At 70.1% G+C, this 24,909-nt stretch carries 22 protein-coding genes and 1 riboswitch; of the genes, 13 read left to right on the top strand and 9 right to left on the bottom strand.

Annotated features, from left to right (window positions below; translation table 11 throughout):
- The first annotated feature begins 159 nt into the window (after positions 1-159).
- Positions 160-1,983, top strand: coding sequence for an ABC transporter ATP-binding protein (locus AC3ENO_RS12240; protein ID WP_434970897.1), 1,824 nt, complete (start codon positions 160-162; stop codon positions 1,981-1,983).
- Positions 1,980-3,794: an ABC transporter ATP-binding protein gene (locus AC3ENO_RS12235; RefSeq protein ID WP_434970896.1), complete on the top strand. Its 1,815-nt coding sequence runs from the start codon at positions 1,980-1,982 to the stop codon at positions 3,792-3,794. Before AC3ENO_RS12240 ends, AC3ENO_RS12235 begins: the two co-directional genes overlap by 4 nt.
- 112 nt (positions 3,795-3,906) lie before the next feature.
- Here the strand turns inward: AC3ENO_RS12235 and AC3ENO_RS12230 are convergent, their stop codons facing one another.
- The gene (locus AC3ENO_RS12230; protein WP_434970895.1) at positions 3,907-4,359 is read right to left on the bottom strand and encodes a GNAT family N-acetyltransferase; all 453 of its coding nucleotides are present in this window, start codon (positions 4,357-4,359) and stop codon (positions 3,907-3,909) included.
- Between the two features lie 135 nt (positions 4,360-4,494).
- Here AC3ENO_RS12230 and AC3ENO_RS12225 point away from each other — a divergent pair, with 135 nt between their 5' ends.
- Positions 4,495-6,714: an NADP-dependent isocitrate dehydrogenase gene (locus AC3ENO_RS12225; protein WP_434970894.1), complete on the top strand. Its 2,220-nt coding sequence runs from the start codon at positions 4,495-4,497 to the stop codon at positions 6,712-6,714.
- 146 nt (positions 6,715-6,860) lie between these two features.
- Here the strand turns inward: AC3ENO_RS12225 and AC3ENO_RS12220 are convergent, their stop codons facing one another.
- Together AC3ENO_RS12220 and AC3ENO_RS12215 are read right to left on the bottom strand one after the other, a co-directional pair.
- Entirely contained in the window at positions 6,861-7,787 is a 927-nt protein-coding gene (locus tag AC3ENO_RS12220; RefSeq protein WP_434970893.1) for an N-acetylglucosamine kinase, read from the bottom strand.
- Entirely contained in the window at positions 7,784-8,758 is a 975-nt protein-coding gene (locus tag AC3ENO_RS12215; RefSeq protein WP_434970892.1) for an acetylxylan esterase, read from the bottom strand. Before AC3ENO_RS12215 ends, AC3ENO_RS12220 begins: the two co-directional genes overlap by 4 nt.
- Before the next feature lie 189 nt (positions 8,759-8,947).
- On the opposite strand from AC3ENO_RS12215, the gene AC3ENO_RS12210 reads away from it, so the two are divergent.
- The 6 genes from AC3ENO_RS12210 (at position 8,948) to AC3ENO_RS12185 (ending at position 15,140) form a co-directional block, all read left to right on the top strand.
- Complete coding sequence (locus AC3ENO_RS12210) at positions 8,948-10,177, top strand: ROK family transcriptional regulator (RefSeq protein WP_434970891.1); 1,230 nt, start codon at positions 8,948-8,950, stop codon at positions 10,175-10,177.
- A 77-nt stretch (positions 10,178-10,254) separates the two neighbouring features.
- On the top strand, positions 10,255-11,520 hold the full coding sequence (locus AC3ENO_RS12205; protein ID WP_434970890.1) for an extracellular solute-binding protein: 1,266 nt from the start codon (positions 10,255-10,257) through the stop codon (positions 11,518-11,520).
- Positions 11,521-11,596: 76 nt separating this feature from the next.
- Positions 11,597-12,562, top strand: coding sequence for a carbohydrate ABC transporter permease (locus tag AC3ENO_RS12200; protein ID WP_434970888.1), 966 nt, complete (start codon positions 11,597-11,599; stop codon positions 12,560-12,562).
- A complete protein-coding gene (locus tag AC3ENO_RS12195; protein ID WP_434970887.1) occupies positions 12,559-13,401 on the top strand; it encodes a carbohydrate ABC transporter permease in 843 nt (280 codons plus the stop codon). Before AC3ENO_RS12200 ends, AC3ENO_RS12195 begins: the two co-directional genes overlap by 4 nt.
- A gap of 43 nt (positions 13,402-13,444) precedes the next feature.
- On the top strand, positions 13,445-14,368 hold the full coding sequence (locus AC3ENO_RS12190; RefSeq protein WP_434970886.1) for an ROK family protein: 924 nt from the start codon (positions 13,445-13,447) through the stop codon (positions 14,366-14,368).
- Positions 14,361-15,140, top strand: a complete 780-nt coding sequence (locus AC3ENO_RS12185) for a glucosamine-6-phosphate deaminase (RefSeq protein ID WP_434970885.1) — start codon at positions 14,361-14,363, stop codon at positions 15,138-15,140. The genes AC3ENO_RS12190 and AC3ENO_RS12185 overlap by 8 nt, the downstream gene beginning before the upstream one ends.
- Before the next feature lie 25 nt (positions 15,141-15,165).
- Here the strand turns inward: AC3ENO_RS12185 and AC3ENO_RS12180 are convergent, their stop codons facing one another.
- The 5 genes from AC3ENO_RS12180 to AC3ENO_RS12160 form a co-directional block, all read right to left on the bottom strand.
- Positions 15,166-15,582 (bottom strand): NUDIX hydrolase, encoded by a 417-nt coding sequence (locus tag AC3ENO_RS12180; protein WP_488185779.1) that lies wholly within the window; start codon positions 15,580-15,582, stop codon positions 15,166-15,168.
- Positions 15,579-16,946 (bottom strand): FAD-binding oxidoreductase, encoded by a 1,368-nt coding sequence (locus AC3ENO_RS12175; protein WP_434970883.1) that lies wholly within the window; start codon positions 16,944-16,946, stop codon positions 15,579-15,581. The genes AC3ENO_RS12180 and AC3ENO_RS12175 overlap by 4 nt, the downstream gene beginning before the upstream one ends.
- On the bottom strand, positions 16,943-17,317 hold the full coding sequence (locus AC3ENO_RS12170; RefSeq protein WP_434970882.1) for a YrdB family protein: 375 nt from the start codon (positions 17,315-17,317) through the stop codon (positions 16,943-16,945). The genes AC3ENO_RS12175 and AC3ENO_RS12170 overlap by 4 nt, the downstream gene beginning before the upstream one ends.
- 97 nt (positions 17,318-17,414) lie before the next feature.
- On the bottom strand, positions 17,415-18,584 hold the full coding sequence (locus AC3ENO_RS12165) for an N-acetylglucosamine-6-phosphate deacetylase (RefSeq protein ID WP_434970881.1): 1,170 nt from the start codon (positions 18,582-18,584) through the stop codon (positions 17,415-17,417).
- On the bottom strand, positions 18,581-20,146 hold the full coding sequence (locus AC3ENO_RS12160; RefSeq protein WP_434970880.1) for a family 20 glycosylhydrolase: 1,566 nt from the start codon (positions 20,144-20,146) through the stop codon (positions 18,581-18,583). Before AC3ENO_RS12160 ends, AC3ENO_RS12165 begins: the two co-directional genes overlap by 4 nt.
- 82 nt (positions 20,147-20,228) lie before the next feature.
- A riboswitch (ZMP/ZTP riboswitch) is annotated at positions 20,229-20,312 on the top strand.
- A gap of 54 nt (positions 20,313-20,366) precedes the next feature.
- On the opposite strand from AC3ENO_RS12160, the gene glyA reads away from it, so the two are divergent.
- The 4 genes from glyA to AC3ENO_RS12140 all read left to right on the top strand — a co-directional run bounded on the left by glyA (position 20,367) and on the right by AC3ENO_RS12140 (position 24,356).
- Positions 20,367-21,641: a serine hydroxymethyltransferase gene (gene glyA / locus AC3ENO_RS12155; RefSeq protein WP_434970879.1), complete on the top strand. Its 1,275-nt coding sequence runs from the start codon at positions 20,367-20,369 to the stop codon at positions 21,639-21,641.
- 148 nt (positions 21,642-21,789) lie between these two features.
- Complete coding sequence (locus tag AC3ENO_RS12150; protein ID WP_434970878.1) at positions 21,790-22,677, top strand: bifunctional methylenetetrahydrofolate dehydrogenase/methenyltetrahydrofolate cyclohydrolase; 888 nt, start codon at positions 21,790-21,792, stop codon at positions 22,675-22,677.
- A 12-nt stretch (positions 22,678-22,689) separates the two neighbouring features.
- The gene (locus AC3ENO_RS12145; RefSeq protein WP_434970877.1) at positions 22,690-23,310 is read left to right on the top strand and encodes a cyclodeaminase/cyclohydrolase family protein; all 621 of its coding nucleotides are present in this window, start codon (positions 22,690-22,692) and stop codon (positions 23,308-23,310) included.
- A 53-nt stretch (positions 23,311-23,363) separates the two neighbouring features.
- Positions 23,364-24,356, top strand: a complete 993-nt coding sequence (locus tag AC3ENO_RS12140; protein WP_434970900.1) for a DUF4436 family protein — start codon at positions 23,364-23,366, stop codon at positions 24,354-24,356.
- Between the two features lie 4 nt (positions 24,357-24,360).
- Here the strand turns inward: AC3ENO_RS12140 and AC3ENO_RS12135 are convergent, their stop codons facing one another.
- Positions 24,361-24,897, bottom strand: a complete 537-nt coding sequence (locus AC3ENO_RS12135; RefSeq protein WP_434970876.1) for a hypothetical protein — start codon at positions 24,895-24,897, stop codon at positions 24,361-24,363.
- Positions 24,898-24,909 lie beyond the last annotated feature (12 nt).

Raw genomic sequence — 24,909 nt, 5'->3', positions numbered from 1 at the left:
CGTCGCGCAGTCACGCCGACGACTCGGCCCCGGCATACCGCGGCCCCGAGCGACGTTGTCCGCTGCGACGCCCACGCCTCGCATCTTCGCTCCCGCTGACCCGGAGCAGCCATCCTCGCCCGCACACCCGCGGGTTCGCTTCGCCCTCCCACAAGGATCATGACCGCCATCCCTGAACGCTCCCCGTCCGAGCAGTCCACCGTGCGCGCGCTCGCCCGCCTCCTGCCGTTCGCGCGCCCGGTGCTGCCGCGCCTCATCCTCGGCGGCGTCAGCGCGATGCTCGCCTCGGTGCTCGCCCTGATGTTCCCGCTCGTGCTGGAGGCCATCGTCGGCGGCCCCATCGCCTCGGGAGATCCCGGCCAGATCGTCTGGGGCGCTGTCGCCGTGCTCGTCCTCGGGCTCGCCGAAGCCGCGATGGTGTGGGCGCGCCGATGGTTCGTGCTCGCGCCCTCGACGCGGGTCGAGTACGCGCTGCGCACGACGTTCTACCGGCGCCTCCAGCGCCTGCCGGTCGCCTTCCACGATCGGTGGCAGTCCGGGCAGCTGCTGTCCCGCATGATGCAGGACATCGGCATCATCCGCCGCTGGCTCGCGTTCGGACTGGTCCTGCTCGTGGTCAACGTGCTCACGATCATCGTCGGCGCGGTGCTGCTGTTTCGCTGGCACTGGCTGCTCGGGGTCGTCTTCCTGGTGACCTCGGCGCCGCTGTGGTACGCCGGCTACCGCTTCGAGAAGCGGTACGGCACCCTCGCGCGGCAGAGCCAGGACCAGGCCGGCGACCTCGCGACCTCGGTCGAGGAGAGTGTGCACGGCATCCGGGTGCTGAAGGCCTTCGGTCGCGGCAGCCACGCCCTGCAGAAGTTCTCCCGTCAGGCAGAGACGCTGCGCCAGACCGAGATCCACAAGGCACGCGCGGTCGGCCTCATCTGGTTCTGGCTCGTCCTGCTGCCCGACATCGCGTTCGCCCTCGCCCTCGGCGTCGGCATCGCCCTCATTCAGATGGGGCAGTTGAACGAGGGCGAACTCATCGCGTTCTTCGCGATGGCCACGGTGCTGCGCTGGCCGATGGAGTCGATCGGGTTCCTCTTCTCGTTCCTGCTGGATGCCCGCACGGCGACCGACCGCATCTTCGAGGTGTTCGACGAGGTCGACACGATCACCGATCCGGCCACGCCGAAGACGCTTCGCGAGCCCCGTGGCGAACTCGCGTTCGAGGGAGTGCACTTCCGGTACCAGGATGCCCCCGAGGGGCAGCGCGACCTGCTCGATGGCGTCGATCTGGTGCTGCGGCCGGGGGAGACGATGGCGCTGGTCGGTCTCACCGGCTCGGGCAAGACGACCCTCACGACCCTCCCCACGCGCCTGTACGACGTGACCGGGGGCCGGGTGACTCTGGACGGCGTCGACGTGCGCGATCTGACCCTCGCCGAGCTGCGCACCCACATCGGCATGGCGTTCGAGGACGCGACGCTGTTCTCGCAGACGGTGCGCGAGAACGTGCTGCTCGGCCGCGAGGACCTCGAGCCGGGGAGCCCCGAGGCCGAGCGGGTCATGCGGGAAGCGCTCGAGGTGGCGCAGGCGCACTTCGTCGACGATCTGCCCGACGGGGTCGACACCGTCATCGGCGAAGAGGGACTCAGCCTTTCGGGCGGTCAGCGACAGCGGCTCGCCCTGGCCCGCGCTGTCGCTGCGCGGCCGGCGGTGCTCGTGCTCGATGATCCGCTGTCTGCTCTGGACGTCGACACCGAGGCCCTTGTCGAGGATGCCCTGCGGCGAGTGCTCGCCGAGACGACGGCGCTGGTCATCGCGCACCGCCCCTCCACGGTGATGCTCGCCGATCGGGTGGCTCTGCTCGAAGACGGCAGGGTCACGGCGGTCGGCACGCACTCCGAGCTCCTGCGCGAGAGCGAGCACTACCGATACGTGATCTCGAGCCTCGAGGTCGAGCAAGCCCGGATGCGGGAGAGGGAGGTGACCCTGTGAGCGCCACCGTCCTGGGAACGTCCGGTGAGGACCGGTCGGACTACACCAAAGCCGAGAGTCGCGTCATCCGTCGCCGCTCGTTGCGTCTGCTCGGCTCGCTGATCTCGCCGCTGCGGTGGCAGGTCGTGCTCGCCGGGGTCGTGCTCGTCGTCTCGACGGCGCTCCAGGTGGTCGGCCCGGCGCTGATCGCGTACGGCATCGACACGGCGCTGCCGGCGGTGCTCGACGAGGCGGACTGGATGCCGACCATCGGCGTCGTCGCGGTCTACCTCATCGCCGGGTTCGGCGGCGCGGGCCTGGTCGGCTGGTACGCGGTGATCGCCGCCCGGCTCACGCAGGCCGTCATGATCGATCTGCGCAAGCGGATCTTCCTGCACACCCAGAAGTTGAGCCTCGAGTTCCACGAGTCGTATACGTCGGGGCGCATCATCTCGCGCCAGACGAGCGACCTCGAGTCGATCCGGGAGCTGCTCGACGGGGGACTCAACCAGCTCGTGTCGGGTCTGCTCTACGGCGGGTTCACGCTCATCGCGCTGCTGCTGCTGGACTGGCAGTCCGGTGTCATCCTCGCCGTCATGGGCGTGCCGCTGTTCCTGCTCATGCGCTGGTTCTACCGCCGCTCGCAGGTCGTCTACCGCGAGTCCCGCGTCATCAGCGCGAAGGTCATCGTCAAGTTCGTCGAGACGATGACCGGCATCCGCGCCGTGAAGGCCTTCCGCAAGGAGCCCCGTAACGACGACGAGTTCGGCGAGCTCGCCGAGGACTACCGCGACGTCAACATGCGCTCGATCCGGCTGTTCGGCACGTTCGAGCCCGGGCTCATGGCTGTCGCCTCGGCGAGCATCGCGCTGGTCGTGCTCTGGGGCGGGTTGCGGGTCATCGACGGATCCATCGAGATCGGCATCCTGCTGGCGAGCGTCCTGTACGTGCGGAACTTCTTCGCACCGCTGCAGGAGGTGGCGATGTTCCTGAACTCGTACCAGGCAGCCACCGCCGCGCTCGAGAAGGTCTCGGGCGTTCTCGAGGAGGAGCCGACCGTTCCCGACCCCGTCGACCCCGTCGACCTGTGGACCGCCCGCGGGCACGTCGCGTTCGAGGACGTCACCTTCGGATACTCGGATGACCGCGTCATCCTGCCGCACTTCTCGCTCGAGATCCCGGCGGGGCAGACGATCGCCCTCGTGGGCACGACGGGTGCAGGCAAGTCGACGCTCGCGAAGCTCGTCTCGCGCTTCTACGACCCCACGCGCGGTGCCGTGACCCTCGACGGGGTGGACCTGCGGCGGCTGCATCCGAAGGACCTGCGCCGCGCGATCGTCATGGTCACGCAGGAGGCGTACCTGTTCAGCGGCACGGTCGCCGACAACATCGCGCTCGGCAAGCCGGATGCGACGCTCGACGAGATTCAGGCGGCGGCGGCGGCGGTCGGGGCGGATGCCTTCATCCGCGCTCTGCCCGACGGGTACGACACCGACGTCAACAAGCGCGGCGGGCGAGTCTCGGCGGGGCAGCGGCAGCTGATCTCGTTCGCGCGGGCGTTCCTCGCGGACCCGGCGGTGCTCATCCTCGACGAGGCCACCGCGTCTTTGGACATCCCGTCAGAGCGACTGATCCAGGATGCCCTCCAGACGCTGTTGGCCGACCGCACGGCGATCATCATCGCCCATCGCCTGTCGACCGTCGCGATCGCCGACCGGGTGCTCGTGATGGAACACGGCCGGATCATCGAGGACGACAGTCCTGAGGCGCTCATCGCCGGCACGGGTAAGTTCGCGCAGCTGCATGCGGCGTGGCGGGAGTCGCTCGTCTGACGACGTCGAAAAAGGCGACGGGGCCTCGGTGGGGGAGGGGAATCCGAGGCCCCGCCGCCAGCCGACAAGCCCCTCGGGTGGGGGCTAGAAACTGCGGGTGGGACTCGCCGGATCAGAGACGTATCTCGGCGACAACCTCACCGTACTCGGTTTCGCCGACCGGTGTGAAGCCCACGCGCTCGAAGAATGCCTGCGGGCCTTCTTCGCCTGCCGCATAGATGACGTTGACCTGGTCCACGCCGCGTTCCCGGGCCTCGGCGAGGAGGCCCTCGACCGCGAAGCGGCCGATGCCGCGGCCCTGGTCGTCGGCATCCACGTTGATGCGCCACAGGACGGAACGGAAGTACTCGGGCGTGCTGTCGCCGTCGAAATTCGCGCTGATGAAGCCGACGACGTCGTCTCCATCGAGCACGACACGCTGCCACATGGTCTGCGGATCCACGTCGCCGGCTGCCACTTCGTAGCTCTCCGGCGCCAAGAACTCCGCCTGTCCGGGCTTGAGCGACATATTGTTGACAGCTTCCACCGTGGCGGCGGACAGTTCAGCAAGTCGCAGTTCGGCCATGAGACACAGGCTAGCCGGGATGCCGCGGTTCGGCATCCCGCGCCCACCGCGAGCGTCGAAAACTATCTTGACATCGAGATAGTTGGGCCGGTGCGGTAGGCTCGTGCGCGGCCCCCGAGCGGAAAGATCAGGCGAGTGAGCGAATCCACGATCATCTACACGTACACCGACGAAGCCCCGGCCCTGGCCACAGCTTCCTTCCTTCCCATCGTGCAGGCGATCACGCATCAGGCCGGCGTGGATGTCGAGACGCGCGACATCTCCCTCGCGGGGCGCATCCTCGCTGCTTTCCCCCAGCAGCTCACGCCCGAGCAGGCCGTCGGTGACGCCCTTGCCGAACTCGGTGGGCTCGCCACGCTCCCCGAAGCCAACATCATCAAGCTGCCGAACATCTCGGCATCCATCCCGCAGCTGAAGGCCGCGATCGCCGAGCTGCAGGCGCAGGGCTATGACATCCCCGATTACCCGGACGAGCCGCAGACGATCGAGCAGAAGGACGTGCGCGCCCGCTACGACCGCATCAAGGGCTCGGCGGTGAACCCCGTCCTGCGGGAGGGCAACAGCGACCGCCGCGCGCCGCTGTCGGTGAAGAACTACGCCCGCAAGCACCCGCACCGCAACAAGCCGTTCCCCGCAGGATCGAAGACGCGGGTCGCCACGATGGGTCATGACGACTTCAAGAGCAACGAGAAGTCCTGGGTCGCCGCCCACGACGACGTCCTCTCGATCCGGCACGTCGGGACCGATGGCACCGTCACGGTGCTCAAGGAGGGGCTGAAGGTCCTGCCGCGCGAGATCATCGACGCGACCTTCCTGTCGGCATCCGCTCTTGACGCGTTCCTTGCCGAGACGCTTGCCGAGGCCTCCGCCGATGACGTGTTGTACTCGGTGCACCTCAAGGCGACGATGATGAAGGTCAGCGACCCGATCATCTTCGGGCACGTCGTCAAGACGTACTTCGGCGATGTGTTCGAGCGCTACGGCGACCGTCTCGAAGCCGCCGGGCTGACGCCCAACAACGGCCTCGGGTCGATCCTCGCGGGGCTGCCGTCGGTCGAAGGCGGCGACGAGATCGCCGCGGCGATCACCGCGGATCTCGAGCGGGGACCGCGCCTGTCGTACGTGAACTCCGACAAGGGGATCACGAACCTGCACGTTCCCTCGGACGTCATCGTCGACGCCTCCATGCCCGCCCTGATCCGCAACGGCGGCAAGCTGTGGGGCGTCGACGGCGGCGAGGACGACACGCTCGCCGTCATCCCCGACTCGTCGTACGCCGGTGTGTACCAGGCCGTCATCGACGATGTCATCGCGAACGGTCCGCTGGACCCGACGACGATCGGGACGGTTCCCAACGTCGGGCTCATGGCACAGGCGGCCGAGGAGTACGGCAGCCACGACAAGACGTTCGAGATCGCCGCCCCCGGTGTCGTTCAGGTGCTGGACTCGTCGGGCGAGGTGCTGCTCGAGCACGAGGTCGGCGCTGGCGACATCTGGCGCGCGACGCAGACCAAGCACATCGCGGTCATGGACTGGGTCAAGCTCGCCGTCACCCGTGCGCGCGCCACCGGTTCCCCCGCCGTCTTCTGGCTCGACGTGAACCGTTCGCACGACGCGCAGCTGATCGCCAAGGTGCACCAGGGGCTCGCGCTGCTGGACACGAAGGGCGTGCAGATCAGCATCCTCTCGCCCGAGGAGGCCACCCGCTACACCCTCGCCCGCATGCGCCACGGCCTGGACACCATCTCGGTCACCGGCAATGTGCTGCGTGACTACCTCACCGACCTGTTCCCGATCCTCGAGGTCGGCACGAGCGCCAAGATGCTCTCGATCGTGCCGCTGCTGGCAGGCGGCGGGCTGTTCGAGACCGGCGCGGGCGGCTCGGCGCCCAAGCACGTGCAGCAGCTGTTGGAGGAGAACTACCTGCGCTGGGACTCGCTCGGCGAGTTCTTCGCGCTCGCGGCATCCCTCGAGCACCTCGCCGAGACCACCGGCAACGCCCGGGCGAAGATCCTCGCCGACACCCTGGATGCGGCGACCGGCACGTTCCTCGAGAACGACAAGTCGCCCGGGCGCGCCCTCGGCACGATCGACAACCGCGGGAGCCACTTCTACCTCGCGCTGTACTGGGTGCAGGAGCTTGCGAAGCAGACGCAGGATGCCGACCTCGCGGCGATCTTCGCCCCCGTCGCTGAGCAGCTGACGGCCCAGGAGGACACGATCGTCGCGGAGCTGAACGGTGCGCAAGGGTCGCCGGTCGAGATCGGCGGGTACTACCGCCCGAACGGCGAGCTCGTCGACCAGGTCATGCGACCGTCGGCGACCTTCAACGCGGTGATCGACGCCCTTCGCTGATCTTCAGACCCGTCGCCGTCCTGCCGGCCTGTCCGCCGGCCTCGTCGCTCGCTCTGAGGAGCGTGGGGTCGCGCCTTGCTGCGGGTTGGGGCTTGCCACACTCGCACAACGGCGCGACCGAGCGCGCTACCGGTCGCGCTGAAGGACTAGCCAGCTGCTGACCAGGTGAAGGCAGCCAACGGATGCTGCGCGGGAAGCTCGAGGAGAGCCTCGACGCCGTCGATCCCCACCCCCGCCGCATCGACCACGCGGGCGTCTGCACGTCCCCGGCGCAGCGCCGCCGCGAACTCCTCGCGCAGGGCCTCGGAACGGAAGACCCCGCCGATCGCGCAGACGGCTGGGTCCGCGTCCACACCGGCGCGACGCAGCGCGGTCAGTGCGCTCTCGGCCAGCAGGTCCCCGGCCCGGCGCAGGATGCCCAGCGCCACCTCGTCACCGTCGGCGCCGGCCCGTGCGACCTCAGCGGCGAAGGATGCGACGATGCTCACCCGCGCGGGATCAGCCTGCAGGTCGATGTAGGCCTGCTCGAGATCCGGCCAGCGCCGACGCACGACCGCCGTGATCGCCGTCGGCTGTCCCCGCCCGTCGTGGTCTCGCATCGCGGCGACCAGGCCTTCACGTCCGAGCCAGAATCCGCTGCCGGCATCCCCCATGAGGTAACCCCATCCGTCGACACGGGCGACGCCCGCCGGTCCGACGCCGAGCGTGACCACGCCCGTTCCTGCGGCGACGACGGCACCGTGTGCCGTGCCCAGAGCGCCGAGGTACGAGGTGGTCGCGTCATGAGCGATGACGGCGCGCCGGGCGCCGGCGCCGGAGGCCAGCTCGCGCAGCCGAGACGGTGCAGTCTCGGCATCCGTGAGCCCCGAGATGCCGGCCGCGAGGTGACGGATGTCGAGGTCGAACTCGTCGGCGATCTGTCGCGCTGCCGCACCGATCTGCGCAAGCACCGGAAGATCGGTGCGCACGCCCGGGAGGACGGCTTCGCCGACCGAGGTGTCGGTGCGCACGCGAACCTTCATCCCGGTCTGGCCGGCGTCGATCGCGACGGTGGCGGGCGTGGCCTGGCTCACTGGATGCCGAGCTCCGAGAGGAAGGCCGCCTGCTGCTGCCACTGGTAGGCCCCACCGCCCTCGTGGTCGTTGAACTCGTAGGCGACGATGCGCTTGGTCGGATGGGCGAAGTGGTTGAACGCCGCGTACACGGTCGACGGCGGGCAGGTGGTGTCCATGAGCGCGACCGAGAACAGCGCCGGCGCCGTCGCGCGGCGGGCCATCGAAACGCCGTCGACGTAGGACAGCGTCCGCATCGTGCGCTCGCGCGCACCGCGGTGGACGGACAGATAGCGGACGATCTCCTGGTACGGCTCGCGGTCGGTCAAGCCGATCGCGCGGGAGAAGTGGCAGAGGAAGGGGACGTCGGGCATGACCGCGACGAGTCCCTCCGCGAGCCCGCCGGCAGCGAGCGCGATCCCACCGCCCTGGCTTCCGCCGGTCACGGCGATGCGGGACGCGTCGATCCCGGGGAGGGTGCGGATGGCGTCGACGGCGCGGACGGCATCCGTGAACACCCGGCGGTAGTAGTAGGTCGCGGGGTCCTCGACACCGCGGGTCATGTACCCGTTGGTGGATGCGCCGGTGCCATGCGGGTCGGGCGTGCCGCCCCCCGCGCCCCACGTCGAGCCCTGCCCACGCGTATCCATGATGAGGTGGGCGTAGCCCGCCGCCGACCAGGCGAGACGTTCGGAGGGCAGGCCCCGGCCGCCGCCGTAGCCGATGAACTCCACGATCGCGGGAAGCGGCTCCTCGGCCCCCGTCGGCAGGAGCAGCCAGGCGCTGATCGGGTCTCCACCGAAGCCTGCGAACGACACATCGAACACGTCGACCGAGCGCAACGGCGAGGTCACGGGCGTCAGGCGCGGTTCCCACCCCGCTTGCCGGGACTCGTCGAGCGTCGTGGCCCAGAACTCGTCGAAGTCGGCAGGCTCGTCGATCTCCGGCAGGTACGCCTCGAGCTGGGCGGGGGAGAGGTCGAAATAGGGCACGCGGGGTTCCTTTCCTTGCGGCAAGAGGCGCCTCTGGCATGTTACGGCTCTTGTCCCGCTACCCCGGAACAGGAGGCCGGGGGAAGAGGTCCGCTGCCCTTCCCCGCGGATGTAACGGTTTTGTAAACAGTCCGTTCAAACTCCACCGACCGCTTGCGGTTCGTTTGTTCGTAAGGTCTACTAACAAACATGACTGCATCGGAAGTGCAGCGCGGCTCTTCCACGGAATCCGCGCACACCCTCACGAGGTCGCGCGAGGGGTCTGCGACCTCGACGAACGCTGCGGCCTCGGCCGCGAGCGTCCAGCGCCGCGGTCTGCGCCGGGTCAAGGTGCTTCCCGAGCACGCTCGAGCGCATAACCGCTCGCTGGTCTTGCAGACGCTGTTCCACGACGGTGCCATGAGCCGCGCCGACCTCGCGCGCGAGACGGGGCTGACGCGCGTCACGATCTCCGACCTTGTCGGAGAGCTCATCGCCGACGGTCTGGTCGCCGAGCTCGGTACCCGGGAGGCATCCGGCCCCGGAAAGCCTGCCATGGTGGTCGACCTCGACAGAGTCGGTCACCGCATCGTCGGCATCGACCTCTCGGGACCGGACTCCTTCCTCGGAGCGGTCCTGACACTCGACGGCGACATCGTTGCCCGCCACGACGTTGCCGCACCCCGCGGCGCTGACGAGGCTCGTGACGCCGTGATCGAGCTTGCCCAGCGCCTCGTCGCTGACGCCCACGCTCCCGTGCTGGGCGTCGGCGTGGGCGCGCCCGGTGTCGTGGACAACAACGGGGTCATCCTCAGCGCACCCAACTTCGGGTGGACGCAGCTTCCGCTGCGCAGCATCCTCGAGGAATCCCTCGCCCTACCCGTCCTCGTCGCCAACGACGCCAACGCTGCCGTCCTCGCCGAGTACACCTTCGGAGGAGCGGGCGACGACGTCGTCCTCGTCAAGGTCGGGCGCGGCGTCGGTTCCGGGTTGGTCTCCGCCGGACAGCCCATGCGCGGCGCACACTTCGCCGCGGGCGAGATCGGCCACGTCACGGTCGGAACCGACGGTGGTCCGCAGTGCGCGTGCGGCAAGATCGGATGCCTGGAGGCGTGGCTATCGGTTCCGGCGCTGTCTGCACGGATCGCCGGTGCACGCACACCCGCGGAGCGGGACCAGCAGCTCCGAGATGCCGGCGAGCGCCTCGGGATCGCGCTCGCACCGATCGTCGGCGCGCTCGACGTGGCCGAGATCGTCCTGTCAGGCCCCGATCAGCTCCTTGCCGGGCCTCTGGCCGAGGCGACGGTCGAGACGATCCGCTCGCGCACGCTGGCACGGTTCCACGACGGAGTGCGCGTCCGGATGACGGCGCAAGGCCAGGACATCGTGCTGCGCGGTGCGGCCGTCATGGTCCTGTCGGACCGGCTCGGGGTGTCCTAGCGGGCACTCCACCAAATACCCCCCCCGGATAGGTCGCCCGACCTCTTCCGAAACCGAGAGAAACGAAGGAAGGCACCATGAACAGAAAGCTCGGAGCGCTCGCCCTCGCGGGCACCGCAGCGCTCGTGCTGGCCGGCTGCGCCGGCGGCGGCACCCCCAGCGACACCCCCGAGGCCGCGGAGATCCGCGTCTGGCTCGTCGGCACCGATACGCCCCAGGAAGCGCGGGACTATCTCGTCGAGACCTTCGAGGCCGAGAACCCCGGCAGCACCCTGGTCATCGAGGAGCAGCAGTGGACCGGGCTGGTTGACAAGCTCACGACGAGCCTGTCGAGCAACGACAGCCCCGACATCGTCGAGATGGGCAATACGCAAGCGCCCGCGTTCACCTCCAGCGGCGCACTCCTGAGCCTGGCCGACATCGAGCAGCAGCTCGGCGGGAGCGACCTTCTCCCCGGCTTCGTCGAGGCCGGCAGCTGGGACGGCACGCTCTATGCCGCTCCGTACTACTCGGGGTCGCGCGTCGTGTTCTACAACACGGCGCTGTATGACCAGGCCGGTGTCGCCGTGCCGACCACGCTCGATGAGTACGTCTCGGGCGGCGTCGCGCTCGCCGAAGCCCTGCCGGGCGTCTCGGGCGTCTACTTCCCCGGTAAGGACTGGTACAACGCGCTTCCCTTCGTGTGGGAGAACGGCGGCGAGATCGCCGTGCAGGATGGCGACCAGTGGGATGCACAGCTGTCGAGCCCCGAGTCCCAGGCGGGCCTCGCTCAGGTGCAGGAACTCATGACGAAGGCGTCGCTTGCTCCCAAGGACGGCGACGAGGCCGAAGGCTGGGTCCCCTTCCGGATGCAGGAGTCGGCGACCTACTCCGCGCCGAGCTGGGCGTACTGGTCGATCATCGCCGACGAGGACGGCAACGACACGGCAGTCGTCGACACGACCGGATACTACGCGTTGCCGGGCATGGACGGCGGGGCAGCTCAGGTCTTCGCCGGCGGCTCGAACGTCGGCATCTCGGCGAAGTCGCAGCACCCGGAGCTGGCGAAGTCGGCCCTTGAGATCATGCTCTCGGACGAGTACCAGTCGATCCTCGCCGGCGCGGGCCTCGTGCCCGCGAAGGTCTCGCTCGGCGGCGACGTCGCGGCGGCCACCCCGGAGCTCGCGGCGGTCATCGCCGAGGCCGCTGCCAACGCCAAGCTCACGCCGGCGTCGCCGAACTGGGCTGATGTCGAGGCCCAGGGCATCATGCAGGACCTGTTCGTCAACATCGCCAACGGTGGCGACATCGCGACGCTCTCGGCCGACGCCGACGAGCAGATCGAAGCCATCCTCAACGGCTGACGCCGCCGCGGGGGCGCCCTGCGCCGCAGGGTGCCCCCGCAGCGCGTCCCGCCCCGACGTCGAAGGACTCCCCGTCATGGCCACCGTCATCGCCCCCGCCGCTCCGGCAGAGCACGGGACGCCCGAGCCCACGCCCGCGGACGCTCGGCGCCGACGCTTCCCGTGGGCCCCGGTGACGCTGCTCACCCCCGCGCTGATCATGCTGGTCGTCTTCATCGGCTGGCCGCTGGTCCAGCTCGTGGTGATGTCGTTCCAGGAGTTCGGTCGCGCCCAGATCTTCGGGGCCGCCCCCGAGTTCATCGGCCTCGACAACTACGCCGCGGTGCTCACCGACCCCGAGTTCTGGGCGGTGCTGGCTCGCAGCATCGCGCTGTGCGTCGTGAGCGTCGCGGCCACGATGGCGCTCGGCATCCTCATCGCCGTCCTCATGACGAAGCTGAGCGCCGCGATGCGCACCGCCGTCTCGGTCGCGTTGCTGTTGGCGTGGGCCATGCCGGCGCTGACGGGCACGATCGTGTGGGGCTGGATCTTCGACACCCAGTACGGCCTGGTCAACTGGGTGCTCACGCGCCTGACCGGCACCGACTGGACCGGCCACAGCTGGCTCATCGACCCCGTGAGCTTCTTCGCGGTCGCCGCGATCATCATCACCTGGGGCGCCGTGCCGTTCGTCGCCTTCACCGCCTACGCCGGGTTCACGCAGGTGCCCGACGAGGTCATGGAGGCGGCATCTCTCGACGGCGCATCCGGGTTCGCGCGCTTCCGTCTCATCGTCGTCCCGTACGTGCGGTCGATCCTGCTCGTGCTGCTGATCCTGCAGATCATCTGGGACCTGCGGGTGTTCGCGCAGATCTACGCGCTGCAGTCGATCGGCGGGGTGCGCGCCGAGACCAACACGATCGGCGTCTACATCTACAGCGTCTCGATGGCCTCGGGCGATCTCGGCGCCGGAGGGGCCATCTCGGTCATCCTCGTCGCCGTCTTGCTGCTGGTCTCGGGGTACTGGATCCGCACGATGCTGCGTCAGGAGGAGCAGTCATGAACGCGCGTCCCCGGCGGCTGTCGAGCCGCATCCTGCTCAACCTCGCGGCCGTGATCGTCATCCTCTTCTCGATCTTCCCCGTGTACTGGATGGTCAACACGTCGCTGCTGCCGGCATCCGCGGTGCGCTCGTCCACGCCGCACTGGTGGCCCGACCAGTTCACCCTCTCGAACTACCAGACCGCGCTCGGCGACGCGGGCCTGCTCACGGCGCTCGGCAACTCCGTCGCGGTTACCGCGATCACCCTCGTCGCGGCGCTCGTGTTCGCCTTCCTCGCGGCGCTCGCCGTCTCGCGCTACCGCTTCCGCAGCCGCCGGTCGTTCATCATCGCGATCCTGGTCGTGCAGATGATCCCCGCCGAGGCGATGATCATCTCGGTGTTCCGTCTGCTCGACGGCTGGTACCTGCTCAACACGATCATCGGGCTGAGCTTCGTCTACATCGCCTTCGTGCTGCCGTTCACGATCTGGACCCTGCGGGGATTCGTCGCGGGCGTGCCCGTCGAGCTCGAAGAGGCGGCGATGATCGACGGATGCAGCCGCACGGGCGCGTTCTGGCGGGTCACGTTCCCGCTGCTGGCGCCGGGGCTGATCGCGACGGGCGTGTTCGCGTTCATCCAGGCGTGGAACGAGTTCGTCTTCGCCCTGGTCATCATGACCCGGCCCGAATCGCTCACCCTCCCCATCTGGCTGCGTGCCTTCGTGCAGGCCACGAAGGCCACCGACTGGGCCGTGGTCATGGCGGCTTCGACGATCATGGCGATCCCCGTCATCGTCTTCTTCCTCATCGTCAACCGCAGGATGACCGGCGGCATGGTCGCGGGGGCGGTCAAGGGCTGATGAACGCGCGCACCACTGACCGCTTCCGCACCGGGAGCGGGCGATGAGACTCGGCCTCGACATCGGAGGGACCAAGACGGATGCCGTCGCCGTCGCCGCATCCGGAACCATCGTCGCGCGCGTGCGCCTGGCGACAGGCTGGGGACCGGATGCCGTCGTGCAGACGGTCCTCGACGCCGTCACGGCGGTGCGTGCCGAGGCAGACGCCGAGGGCATCGCCTCCGTCGGGATCGGGATCCCCGGGCAGATCGAACCGGGCAGCGGCCGGGTCGAGCACGCCGTCAACCTCGGGGTCGAGCGACTCGACCTCGTGGCGGCCGTCGCGCCGCTCCTGGGCGTGCCGGTCCGCGTCGACAACGACGTCAAGGCCGCGGCCCTGGGCGCCGCGGCGCTGCGGGCCGAGACCGGAAGCATGGGCTATCTCAACCTCGGCACCGGGATCGCCGCCGCGATCGTTTCGGACGGGGCGCTGTGGCGCGGCGCGCGCGGATCGGCCGGTGAGATCGGGCACCTCTCCGTCGACCCGTCCGGTCCCCGATGCCGCTGTGGCCAGCGCGGGTGCATCGAGGCGTTCGCGGGGGGAGGGGCCGTCGCCTCCCGCTGGGCGAGGCCCGGGGCCTTGCCCATCCGCGACATCTTCGACGCCGCCGACGCCGGGGATGCGGCCGCCGTCGTGCTGCGCTCGCAGATCGCGTACGGGGTCGCTGCGGGCATCCGGGTGCTCGTGCTCACAGCGGACGTGGACGCCGTCGTCCTCGGGGGCGGGCTCACCGGGCTCGGTAAGAGGTTGCGCACCGAGGTCGCGGCGCAGCTCGATGCCAGCGCCCGCGAGTCCGCGTTCCTGCGTTCCCTGCACCTGGCCGAGCGCGTCGAGATGCTGCCGGCTGGGGCTCCCGCCGCCGCGCTCGGTGCCGCCCTCCTCGGCGCCGAGGCCATCGATGAAAGAGAGGCTGTGCCCCATGGCTGAGATCGTGATCGTCCCTGACCGAGAGGCGGCAGGCCGGCTCGTCGCGGACGAGATCGTCCGCCGCATCCGTGCCACCCCCGACATCGTGCTGGGGCTTGCGACCGGGTCGACGCCACTTCCGGTCTACCACGCGCTCCCTGCGGCGCTGGCAGGCGCCGACGTCTCGCGCGTGCGCGGATTCGCGCTCGACGAGTATGTCGGACTCGATCCGGCTCATCCGCAGAGCTACCGCTCGGTGATCACGCGCGAGGTCGTCGCACCGCTGGGCCTCGATCCCGCCCGCGTCCGGGTGCCCGACGGACGACTCGACGGCATCGAGCACGCGGGGGAGGACTACGAACGCGCCATCGCGGATGCCGGGGGTGTCGCGCTGCAGATCCTCGGGATCGGCACCGACGGCCACATCGGGTTCAACGAACCCGGATCGTCGTTCGCGTCCCGCACGCGGGTCAAGACGCTCACACAGCAGACCCGGCACGACAACGCGCGGTTCTTCTCCTCAGCGGACGAGGTGCCGATGCACTGCATCACGCAGGGGCTGGGCACGATCCTGGATGCCGGACACCTGGTGCTCCTTGCCTTCGGATCAGCGAAGGCCGGCGCGCTCGCGGCGGCCGTCGAGGGGCCGGTGTCGGCATCCGTCCCCGGCTCGGCGATCCAGCTGCATCCGCACGTCACGGTCGTCGTCGACGAGGACGCCGCCACGGAGCTCGCGCACGCCGACTACTACCGCTACGCCTACGCGAACAAGCCCGCCTGGCAGGGTCTCTAGCCGGCCCCCGGCGGGCGCGTGGGGGTCAGATCGCGCGGTCCAGGTCGGCCCAGGCGAAGCGGATCAGGTGGGTACGGCTGAGCGGGGCCAGCGGCGTCTGCGCAACCTCGCTCTCGGTCAGCCACCGCAGGTCCGTGATCTCGCCGCTCGGCACGGCATACGCGTCGGGGACGCGGAGCAGGAAGGCGTCAGCGACAACCCGATGGCCGGGCTCGTTCGCCGCTGCCGCGTCGAATCGCCCGAGGGGCAGGAATCGCTCCGCTGCCGCACGGATGCCGGTCTCCTCGGCGACCTCGCGGACGACGGCATCCACCGCGCTCTCGCCGGGATCGGGCTTTCCGCCCGGCTGCTGGAAGACTCGCGCTCCGCGTTTGCGCACCACCAGGGTCCGGCCGTCCGCGCTGACGATGACGGCGGCGCTCACGCGCACCACTCCCGTCACGGGGTGAAGACCTTGCCCGGATTGAGGATGCCCTGCGGATCGAAGACGCGCGCGATCTGACGCTGCAGGTCCCACTGGTCCTCGCCGAGTTCCTCGGCAAGCCAGCGCCGCTTGAGCACGCCGATGCCGTGCTCGCCGGTGAGCGTTCCGCCCAGGTCCAGCGCAGCGTGGAACAGCTCATCCGCGGCCTGCCACACGATATCGGGCACCTCGGTGCCGCTGAAGATGAAGTTCGGGTGCAGGTTGCCGTCGCCGGCGTGGGCCACGGTGGGGATCACCAGGCCGTACCGCCGCTCGATCTCGGCGATGCGCGTGAACATCGAGCCCAGCTCCGAGCGGGGCACCGACACATCCTCGATCAGTGTCGTCCCCAGCCGTGCCATCGCTGGATGCAGGGACCTGCGGATCGTCAGGAGCCGATCGCCCTCGGCGGGATCGGTCGAGACCGCGACGGTGCCTCCGGCGGCCCGCAGGACGGCGGCGATGGCGGCGGCATCCGTCTCAGCGGTCGGGCCGTCGGTCTGGATCGTGACCTGGGCCGCGCCGGGGGTGGGCGGCGCGAGGCTCAGCAGGGCGTGGATGGCCGCGAGGGATGCCGCATCCAGCAGTTCCATGATCGCCGGCTGGAGCCCCGCGGCCGTGACCGCGCTGCAGGCGGTCGCCGCCGAGCCGGCATCGGTGAAGGTCGCCGCGACGGTGCATACCTGTCCGGGAATGAGTCGTCGCAGCTTCAGCGTCGCCCCGACCACGACGCCGAGGATGCCCTCGGATCCGATGACCAGCGAGGTCAGATCGAGGCCTGTCACGCCCTTGACGGTGCGGTGCCCGAGCCGCAGCAGGCGGCCGTCGGCCAGGACGAGATCCACGCCGAGCACCGCATCGCGCACGACTCCGTACTTCGTGCAGAGCAGCCCGCCCGCACCGGTGGCGATGTTCCCGCCCACCGTCGAGATGTCGCGGCTTGCGGGATCGGGTGCCCACCACAGTCCGTGCTCGGCGAGTGCGCGGCCCAGCTCAGCGTTCAGGATGCCCGGTTCGACGACCGCGATCAGATCGTCGGGGCGCACCTCGAGGATGCGGTCCATGCGTCGCAGCGAGAGGGCGATCTCCCCGGGGCCGGCGTTCGCGCCGCCCGCGAGCCCCGTACCGGCACCGCGAGTGACCACCGGCGTGCCAGTGCGCGAGGCGATCCGGAGGGTCGCCTGCACGTCGTCGACCGACTGCGCGTGCACCACGGCGAGGGGGCGGCCGGTACTGGCGTGGCCCGACTTGTCGGCGCGGGCCGCCTCGAGGGAGGCATCCGTCGTGTCGACGCGCTCGCCGAGGTCTGCGCGCAGCAGGGCGAGGACGTCCGCGTCGCTCATGCCAGCCGGCGGCGTCCGGCGAGCACGCCGACCGTGACGGCGATGACCCCGAAGATGAGGCCGACCCAGCCGAGCCCCATGCTCCACCAGGCGATCGTCGCCGAGAGGTAGACGAGCAGCTCGACGATCGCGCGCAGAAACGGATGCACGACGATCACGGCGCGAGGTGACACGAACAGTGCCCACAGCAGGATCGCGACCACCGGCGCGACGATGCCGGCGACGATGTTCCAGGGGAACGGCCAGGCCGCGAATCCCCAGAAGGCGAGCGTTCCGAAGGCGAACAACTCGCAGAGCACCGCGAGCACGTCGACGGCGCTCAGCGCGGGGCGAGTTCCGGCGGGGACGCCGGATCCGGGCGATTCGGTCATGCTCCCAGTCTAGGCCGGTGTCCGGATGCGGCCCGGTGGACAGATCGACGGCAGGCGCTCCCGCGCGTCCGCCCCCCCGGCCCGCCGGAGCCGGGGGTCACACCCGCGTGCCGTCGCTCCAGACGGCGCGCACTGTGAGATCGGCATCCCAGAGCACGGCATCCGCGGCGTAGCCGGGAGCCAGGATGCCCAGGCCCGGACGGCCGATGGCTCTCGCGGGAACGACGGTCAGCGCGTCGACGGCGTCGGGGAGCGCGACACCCGCGGCGACGGCGGTGCGCAGGGCGGCATCCTGGGTGAGTGTCGACCCGGCGATCGCGCCGCCGTCGACCAGGCGCGCGACCCCGCCGGTGACGTCGACCGCAAGCTCTCCCAGCAGGTAGCGTCCGTCGCCGGCACCCGCGGCGGCCATCGCGTCGGTGATGAGGGTCACGCGTCCGGGGGCGGCGGCGAAGAGCATCCGGACCAGCTCCGGATGCACGTGCACGCCGTCGGCGATCACTTCGATGATCATCCGCGGGTCGGCGGTGGCGGCGGCCACGGGCCCGGGCATCCGGTGATGCAGTGGTGGCATCGCGTTGAACGCGTGGGTCAGGATGCGTGCCCCGGCGTCGATCGCCCGGCTGGTCACGGCGAAGTCGGCATCCGTGTGCCCGACCGCGACGGCGACACCGGCGTCGGTGAAGGCGCGGATCGCGTCCATGCCGCCGTCGAGCTCGGGGGCGAGGGTGACCTGCCGGATCGTCCCGGCGCCGGCATCCAGGAGCGCGTCGATCGCGCCCGGAGTCGGCAGCGCAAGCGCGTGCGGGTCGTGCGCGCCGCGGTGTGCGTGATCGAGGAACGGGCCCTCCAGGTGTGAGCCGAGGATGTCCGGATCCGTCCGGGTCATCCGCGCGATGCGTGCCACCCGGTCGACCAGGTGCGGGATGCTGCCCGAAACGAGGGAGAGTACGGCCCGGGTCGTCCCGTGCGCGCGGTGCAGATCGCGGGCGGCACGGATGTCGGCCTCGGCGTCTTCGAAGGAGTGACCACCCCCGCCATGACCGTGGATGTCGATGAGTCCCGGTGTGAGCATCGCCCCCGGTCCCGCCAGGGCGCGCCCGTCGATGACGGTCGCGCCCGCATCCCCCGCCCGCCAGCCGTCTCCATCGCCGATCGCCCCGACCACGCCGCCGCGAAGCTGGACCCACCCGTCACGGATCTCGACGCCGTCGGAGACGAGGCGGACACCGTGGATGACGGTCAGCGCGGCATCCGGAGTGGTCATCGTGCCTCCTCGCCGCTCCACGGGATCTCCGGTGACCGGCGGAAGCGGATGCCCAGAGCAGTCCACAGTCCATCGAGCCGGCCCACCCGCTGTCGAAACGACTCCCAGGTGCGCGCCGGGCTCTGACCTGTCGCGGGAGACCAGCCCGCTTCGGCGGCAGCCGCGATCCTCGGGAACATGAGCAGGTCGATGTCCTCGGGGCGTCGGACCGTTTCGGTCCACAGCGCCGCCTCGACGCCGAGGATGTCGCGTTCCGCCACTCCCTCGAGCAGTGTGGCCGGCTCCCATGTGTAGGACCGCTCGACGCTGGTCGGACCGTTCGCCCACACGAGCCCCAGCTCCGAATCGGCGGAGTCCTTCATGTCGAGGTAGACGGCGTCGGCCGGTGAAAGGATGAGGCGCCCACCGCGAGAGACGAATCCGCGTGCCTTCTCGTCCATCCCGTCGGCGGGCGTGAGCAAGCCCCAGTACTGTCCCACCGAGCCCGGATACAGGCCGCTTGCCGCGCCCGCTTCGTGCCACAGCACCGGCGTCTTCCCGGCCTCCGCGACCGCGCGCGATGCGAGCGCCACGAACGCCGCGTACGCGCCGGGGTCGGTGCCGAGCGCTTCGTCGCCGCCGAGATGGAGGTAGGGGCCCGGGGTCATCGCGGCGAGGTCGGCGACGACATCCGTCACGAACGCGTCAGTGGCAGGGTCGCCGATACGCAGCGACGAGAAGCCGACCGCGATGCCCTCGTACGGTTCGCCGGCGACCGGGAGAGTGCTGCCGTATGTCTCGACGACCTCGCAGATGTGCTCCGAGAGCACGGGCGGCTCGGCGAGCTCGGGATAGGCCACCCCGACCGCGTGCGTGTGCCCGGGCAGGTCGATCTCCGGAACGACGGTCATGTGCCGTTCGGCGGCGTACGCGACGATGCGGGAGTAGTCGTCACCGGTGTAGTGGCCGCCGGCATCGCCATCGACGGACGTGGCCGACGCCCGCTCGGTGAGCGCTGCGCGTGAGGGGAGTGCGATGCGCCAGCCCTGGTCATCCGTCAGATGCAGATGAAGGCGATTGAGCTTCAGCTGCGAGGCCCGGTCGATGACGCCGAGGACCACCTCGACGGGGAAGAAGTGGCGCGCGACGTCGAGCATGACGCCACGGTAGGAGAAGCGCGGTGCGTCGGTGATCTGAACCTGCGGAACGCGCCATCCGTCCGCGGCGGGCTCGATGAGTTGAGCGAGGGACTGGATGCCGTAGAACAGCCCCGCCGGGTCGGCGCCGACCACCGCGACGCCGGCGTCGGAGACGGTCAGCGTGTAGGACTCGGCAGCTGCGGCATCCGTCGTCGCGAGCAGAATCCGGGGACCGGTCGCGACCCGCTGGAGGGCTATCGAACCCTGGGTGCGTGCCGACACGAGGGCGGTGAGAACACCGACCGCGGTCTCGTCCCCGCCCACGGTGCACCCCGCCGTGAGAGCGAAGGCCGGGCCGTCTTCGGTGACGACCTCGCGGGGCAGGGGCACGAGTCCGCCCGGGACGGGTCCGGGAGCTGCCACGGGCGGGGCCTCGAGGGTCATGTAAAGAGTCCTAACAAATACGGTGGCTTCACTCTACCAATGGCGACCGGACGGATCGAGGCCCCGGGGCGATCGGGTATGCTCGGGGTGTCGCGACTGGCGTTGAGGTGGATGACCACCGGGGAGCGACCGACACGGTACTCGACCGCACGCCTGGGTCGATACGGACCCCACCCGAAGCCGTCGTCCACGCCCCGCCCGCACCAAGGAGCCGAACGCCATGAGCGACTCGTTCTTCACCGCCCCCCTCGCCGAAGTCGATCCCGAGATCGCCCAGGTCCTCGACCGTGAGCTGGCTCGCCAGCAGGGTTATCTCGAGATGATCGCCTCGGAGAATTTCGTGCCGGTCTCGGTCCTGCAGTCCCAGGGCTCGGTGCTCACGAACAAGTACGCCGAGGGGTACCCCGGGAAGCGCTACTACGGCGGCTGCGAGGAGGTCGACGTCGCCGAAGAGCTCGCGATCGCACGCGCCAAGGCCCTGTTCGGCGCCGAGTTCGCCAATGTCCAGCCGCACTCCGGTGCCACCGCGAACGCCGCTGTGCTGCACGCGATCGCCCGGCCCGGCGACACGATCCTCGGGCTCTCCCTCGATCACGGGGGGCACCTGACGCACGGCATGAAGGCCAACTTCTCCGGCCGCCTCTACGACATCGTCGCCTACGGCGTGGATCCCGAGACCAGCCTGATCGACATGGATGAGGTGCGCCGCCTTGCCGTCGAACACCGACCGCAGGTCATCATCGCGGGGTGGTCGGCCTACCCCCGCCAGCTCGACTTCGCGCGCTTCCGCGAGATCGCCGACGAGGTCGGGGCACTGCTGTGGGTCGACATGGCGCATTTCGCCGGACTCGTCGCCGGTGGCGTGCACCCCTCGCCTGTTCCTCACGCGCACGTCGTGTCGTCCACCGTCCACAAGACGATCGGCGGGCCCCGATCGGGCTTCATCCTGACCAACGACGAGGCGATCGCGAAGAAGATCAACTCCGCCGTCTTCCCCGGGCAGCAGGGCGGCCCGCTCATGCACGTCATCGCGGCGAAGGCGACGGCGTTCAAACTCGCGGCCACGCCCGAGTTCCGCGAGCGTCAGCAGCGCACCGTGCGGGGCGCGAAGATCCTCGCCGACCGGCTCGCGCAGTGCGACGTCGCCGATGCCGGCATCGCCGTCCGTTCGGGCGGGACGGATGTGCACCTCGTACTCGTCGACCTGCGAAACGCCGCGATCGATGGCAAGCAGGCCGAGGATCTGCTGCACGAGATCCACATCACGGTCAACCGCAACGCGGTCCCCAACGACCCTCGCCCGCCGATGGTCACCTCGGGCCTGCGGATCGGGACGCCCGCGCTTGCGACGCGGGGGTTCGGTGACGCCGAGTTCGCCGAGGTGGCGGACATCATCGCTCTCGCCCTGTTGCCCGATCCCGACGTGGATGCGCTGCGTACGCGGGTGGCGACATTGACGGAAGCCTTCCCGCTCTATCCGGGTCTCGCCCAGTAGGTCGCGTCCGCGCGTGCCGGTGCCGCTGGCGGGGGTGGTGTTCGACCACGCCCGGTCTGGATGCATCGGGGCTCGCCCCGTAGGATACCTATCGACGTAGTGATCTGCCCGGGACGCTGATGTCGCCGGGCGACGACAGGAGACGCGAATGACTGCACAACTGCTCGACGGTACCGCGACAGCCGCCACGATCAAGGAGGAGCTGCGCGAGCGGGTCGCCGCTCTCGCAGCCAAGGGCGTCGTGCCGGGTCTGGGCACGCTTCTGGTGGGAGATGACGGCGCATCGCGGTCGTACGTGACCGGCAAGCACCGCGACTGCGCCGAGGTCGGCGTGGCCTCGATCGCCGTCGAGCTGCCCGCGACCGCGACCCAGGAGGAGATCGCGGATGCGGTGCGCGCGCTCAACGCGGATCCCGCCGTCACGGGATTCATCGTGCAGCTCCCGCTGCCCAAGGGCATCGACGAGAACGCCATCCTTGAGCTCATCGACCCGGCCAAGGATGCCGACGGTCTGCATCCGACCAACCTCGGTCGCCTCGTGCTGGGCGTGGACCCTGCCACGGCGATCCCGGCGCCGCTGCCGTGCACGCCCGCGGGGATCATCGAGCTGCTCACCCGTCACGGCGTGCAGATCGCCGGCAAGCATGTCACGGTGATCGGACGCGGCATCACTGTGGGCCGCCCCCTGGGGCTGCTGCTGACCCGCAAGGGGACCGACGCCACCGTGACACTTACGCACTCACGCACCCCCGACCTCGAAGCCCAGGTGCGCAAGGCCGACATCGTCGTCGCAGCGGTCGGTCAGCCGCACCTGGTGAAGCCCGAGTGGATCGCCCCGGGGGCGGCGGTGCTCGATGTCGGCGTCACGCGCGTCGGCACCACCGAGACCGGCCGCGCCAAGCTCGCCGGCGACGTCGACCCGGCCGTTGCGGAGGTCGCCGGCTGGCTCTCTCCGAACCCCGGCGGCGTCGGTCCCATGACCCGCGCGATGCTCGTGGCGAACGTCGTCGAGACCGCGGAGCGGCTCGCCGGCTGACCGGCGGGGCGTGTGACCGAGGCTGACCCCGCGGGCGTCCCCGCCTCGACGCCCCTCGAACAGTGGCTGGACCGGCTCGCCGAGGCGACCGGTGCGCCCGGCGGCGGTGCCGCGAGTGCCGTCATGCTCGCTCTCGGTGCCGGATTGCTGCGGATGGTGGCCGGATACACCCCGGGCCAGGACCGCGCGACCGCGGCGGGGGAGCGGGTCGCCGCGCTTCGCGTGCGAGCCCTGGCGGCATCGGATGCCGACAGTCGCGCATCCGTCGCGCTGGGTGCGGCCCTCGCGCTGCCGACCGACGACCCTGACCGGGACGCCCGTCTGCTCGACGCGGCGCTGCGCGGCGCGCAGTCATCCGTCGATATCGGCGAGGTCGGCATCGCGCTGGTCGGCGAACTCGACGTGCTCGAGCGGGTGGGGAACCGCCACCTGGACTCCGATCTCGCGGTGGCCCGCGAGGCGGTGCGCGCCGGTCTCGGCGGAGCTCTCGTGAACCTGCGCGCCAATCTCGATCTCATCGCCGCGCACGCGCCCTCGGTACCCGGCGGCGCGGGCGAGGCGGCCGAGCGTGAGCTGCGCGATGCCGGCGAGCGCATCGCCAGTGCACGGGGCTCCCTGGCCGCCCTGTCCTAGACGCATGGGCGCGACACATCACGGTCGCGTGGCTCTGGCACAATGGCGCCGTGATGTCCGCTCTCCGTGCCCGATCCCGCCGCCGGCGCGTGGGAATGATCGGCGGGATCATCGCGCTTGCGCTGCTGTACGTCGTGGTGATCGCGCTGTATGCGGCCGGTGGTCGCATAGACCACGCCGAGGTCTCGAGCGGTGGCGACGGCTCTCCACTGGTGCTGACCCTGACCCCGGTCGATATCGACGGCACTGCCGGTCACATGACGCTGCGCATCACCCCCGGGCCCCTCGGCGCCTACTCTTCAGACCAGTTCTCGATGGACGAGACCGTGCAGATTCTCGTGACCGGAACCGATGGGTCGCGCACGATCGAGTACGGCGCGGAGGAGGTCGCCGGCCCGCAGACCATCGTGCTCACGCTGGACGGGTTCATCGAGCAGTGGCCCTTCGACCGGTACACCACCGAAACGCTGATCGTCCCGTTGCGAGCGGATGCCGACGGGCAGGGCGTGCCGATTCCGTACAGCCTGACTGCCGATGGTCGAGTCCCCGGCTGGAACGTCGATGCCGAGGCAGTGTCGACGGCATCCATGGTGACCGAAGACGGGCCGATCACGGTGCTCGGCGTGCAGTTCACCGTCACGCGGGCGGCATCCACCATCGCCTTCGGTGTCGTGCTGCTCACGCTGATGGTGATCGCGCCCGTGCTCGTGCTCACGGCCGCCATCACGGTCTACCGCGGACGACGCAGGATCGAGGCGACGATGCTCGGCTGGATCGGTGCGATGCTGTTCGCGACGATCCCGCTGCGCAACTTCCTGCCCGGGTCTCCGCCGATCGGATCGTGGGTCGACTACCTGATCGTCCTGTGGGTCATCGCAGCGCTCATCGCGGGGCTTGTCATCTTCGTGCTCGCCTGGCTGCGCAGCGGTCCCGACGGTCCGGCCGTCGCCTCGCAGTCCGCGGACGGCGAGAACGGTGATCGCGCTCGGGTGCGCGCGGGAGACGGCGGATCCGATGGGGACGGCGACGCGGGCGGAGACGACTGAGCGCCTAGGTGTACCCGGCGGTGTCGCCCCCGCGGGCGCCGTCCCACAGTCGCCCGGTCTGCGCCTCCAGGCGGTCGTCGACGAGGTCGTACACGAACCACGCGATCACGAGGAGGACGGGCGGCGCGATCCAGCCCCAGAGCAGGCCGGACACGCTGACCCCCGACAACACGACGACGAGTATCCAGACGACTGCCGCGACCAGCAGCACGACCGCTGCCTGCACGAGCTTCGCGCCCGCGCGCGTCAGGCCACGGCTGGAGCGCTCGGCCCGCGAGCCGAGCCATCGCCGTAGGCCCGGTTTCACCCAGATCGTCGCGAGGGCGAGGACCACGGCCGCCCACAGCACCGACCAGCCGACGGACACCTGAGGCATGAGCAGCCCGATCAGCAGCAAGACGACCAGGTCGAAGACATAGAGGGTCACGAAGCGGATCACCCAGGCGCGCACGGCTCCAGCGTGCCACGGATCCGGCGTTCGCGTCGCCTCGCGCCGTCGCCTCGCGGTGCTCGTGCATACCTCGACGACGTCGAGCGTCACGCGACGCAGAGG

It is taken from the genome of Microbacterium sp. bgisy207, from assembly GCF_057706855.1.
Note: the sequence above shows the minus strand (reverse complement) of the source record. Positions and strands in the feature narration are given on the sequence as shown.

Coding starts and splice junctions, on each gene's coding strand:
- AC3ENO_RS12170 (WP_434970882.1), bottom strand. CDS start 17,317: ATGACCGAATCGCCCGGATCCGGCGTCCCCGCCGGAACTCGCCCCGCG.
- glyA (WP_434970879.1), top strand. CDS start 20,367: ATGAGCGACTCGTTCTTCACCGCCCCCCTCGCCGAAGTCGATCCCGAG.
- AC3ENO_RS12190 (WP_434970886.1), top strand. CDS start 13,445: ATGAGACTCGGCCTCGACATCGGAGGGACCAAGACGGATGCCGTCGCC.
- AC3ENO_RS12195 (WP_434970887.1), top strand. CDS start 12,559: ATGAACGCGCGTCCCCGGCGGCTGTCGAGCCGCATCCTGCTCAACCTC.
- AC3ENO_RS12165 (WP_434970881.1), bottom strand. CDS start 18,584: ATGACCACTCCGGATGCCGCGCTGACCGTCATCCACGGTGTCCGCCTC.
- AC3ENO_RS12140 (WP_434970900.1), top strand. CDS start 23,364: ATGTCCGCTCTCCGTGCCCGATCCCGCCGCCGGCGCGTGGGAATGATC.
- AC3ENO_RS12160 (WP_434970880.1), bottom strand. CDS start 20,146: ATGACCCTCGAGGCCCCGCCCGTGGCAGCTCCCGGACCCGTCCCGGGC.
- AC3ENO_RS12200 (WP_434970888.1), top strand. CDS start 11,597: ATGGCCACCGTCATCGCCCCCGCCGCTCCGGCAGAGCACGGGACGCCC.
- AC3ENO_RS12240 (WP_434970897.1), top strand. CDS start 160: ATGACCGCCATCCCTGAACGCTCCCCGTCCGAGCAGTCCACCGTGCGC.
- AC3ENO_RS12150 (WP_434970878.1), top strand. CDS start 21,790: ATGACTGCACAACTGCTCGACGGTACCGCGACAGCCGCCACGATCAAG.
- AC3ENO_RS12230 (WP_434970895.1), bottom strand. CDS start 4,359: ATGGCCGAACTGCGACTTGCTGAACTGTCCGCCGCCACGGTGGAAGCT.
- AC3ENO_RS12185 (WP_434970885.1), top strand. CDS start 14,361: ATGGCTGAGATCGTGATCGTCCCTGACCGAGAGGCGGCAGGCCGGCTC.
- AC3ENO_RS12205 (WP_434970890.1), top strand. CDS start 10,255: ATGAACAGAAAGCTCGGAGCGCTCGCCCTCGCGGGCACCGCAGCGCTC.
- AC3ENO_RS12210 (WP_434970891.1), top strand. CDS start 8,948: ATGACTGCATCGGAAGTGCAGCGCGGCTCTTCCACGGAATCCGCGCAC.
- AC3ENO_RS12175 (WP_434970883.1), bottom strand. CDS start 16,946: ATGAGCGACGCGGACGTCCTCGCCCTGCTGCGCGCAGACCTCGGCGAG.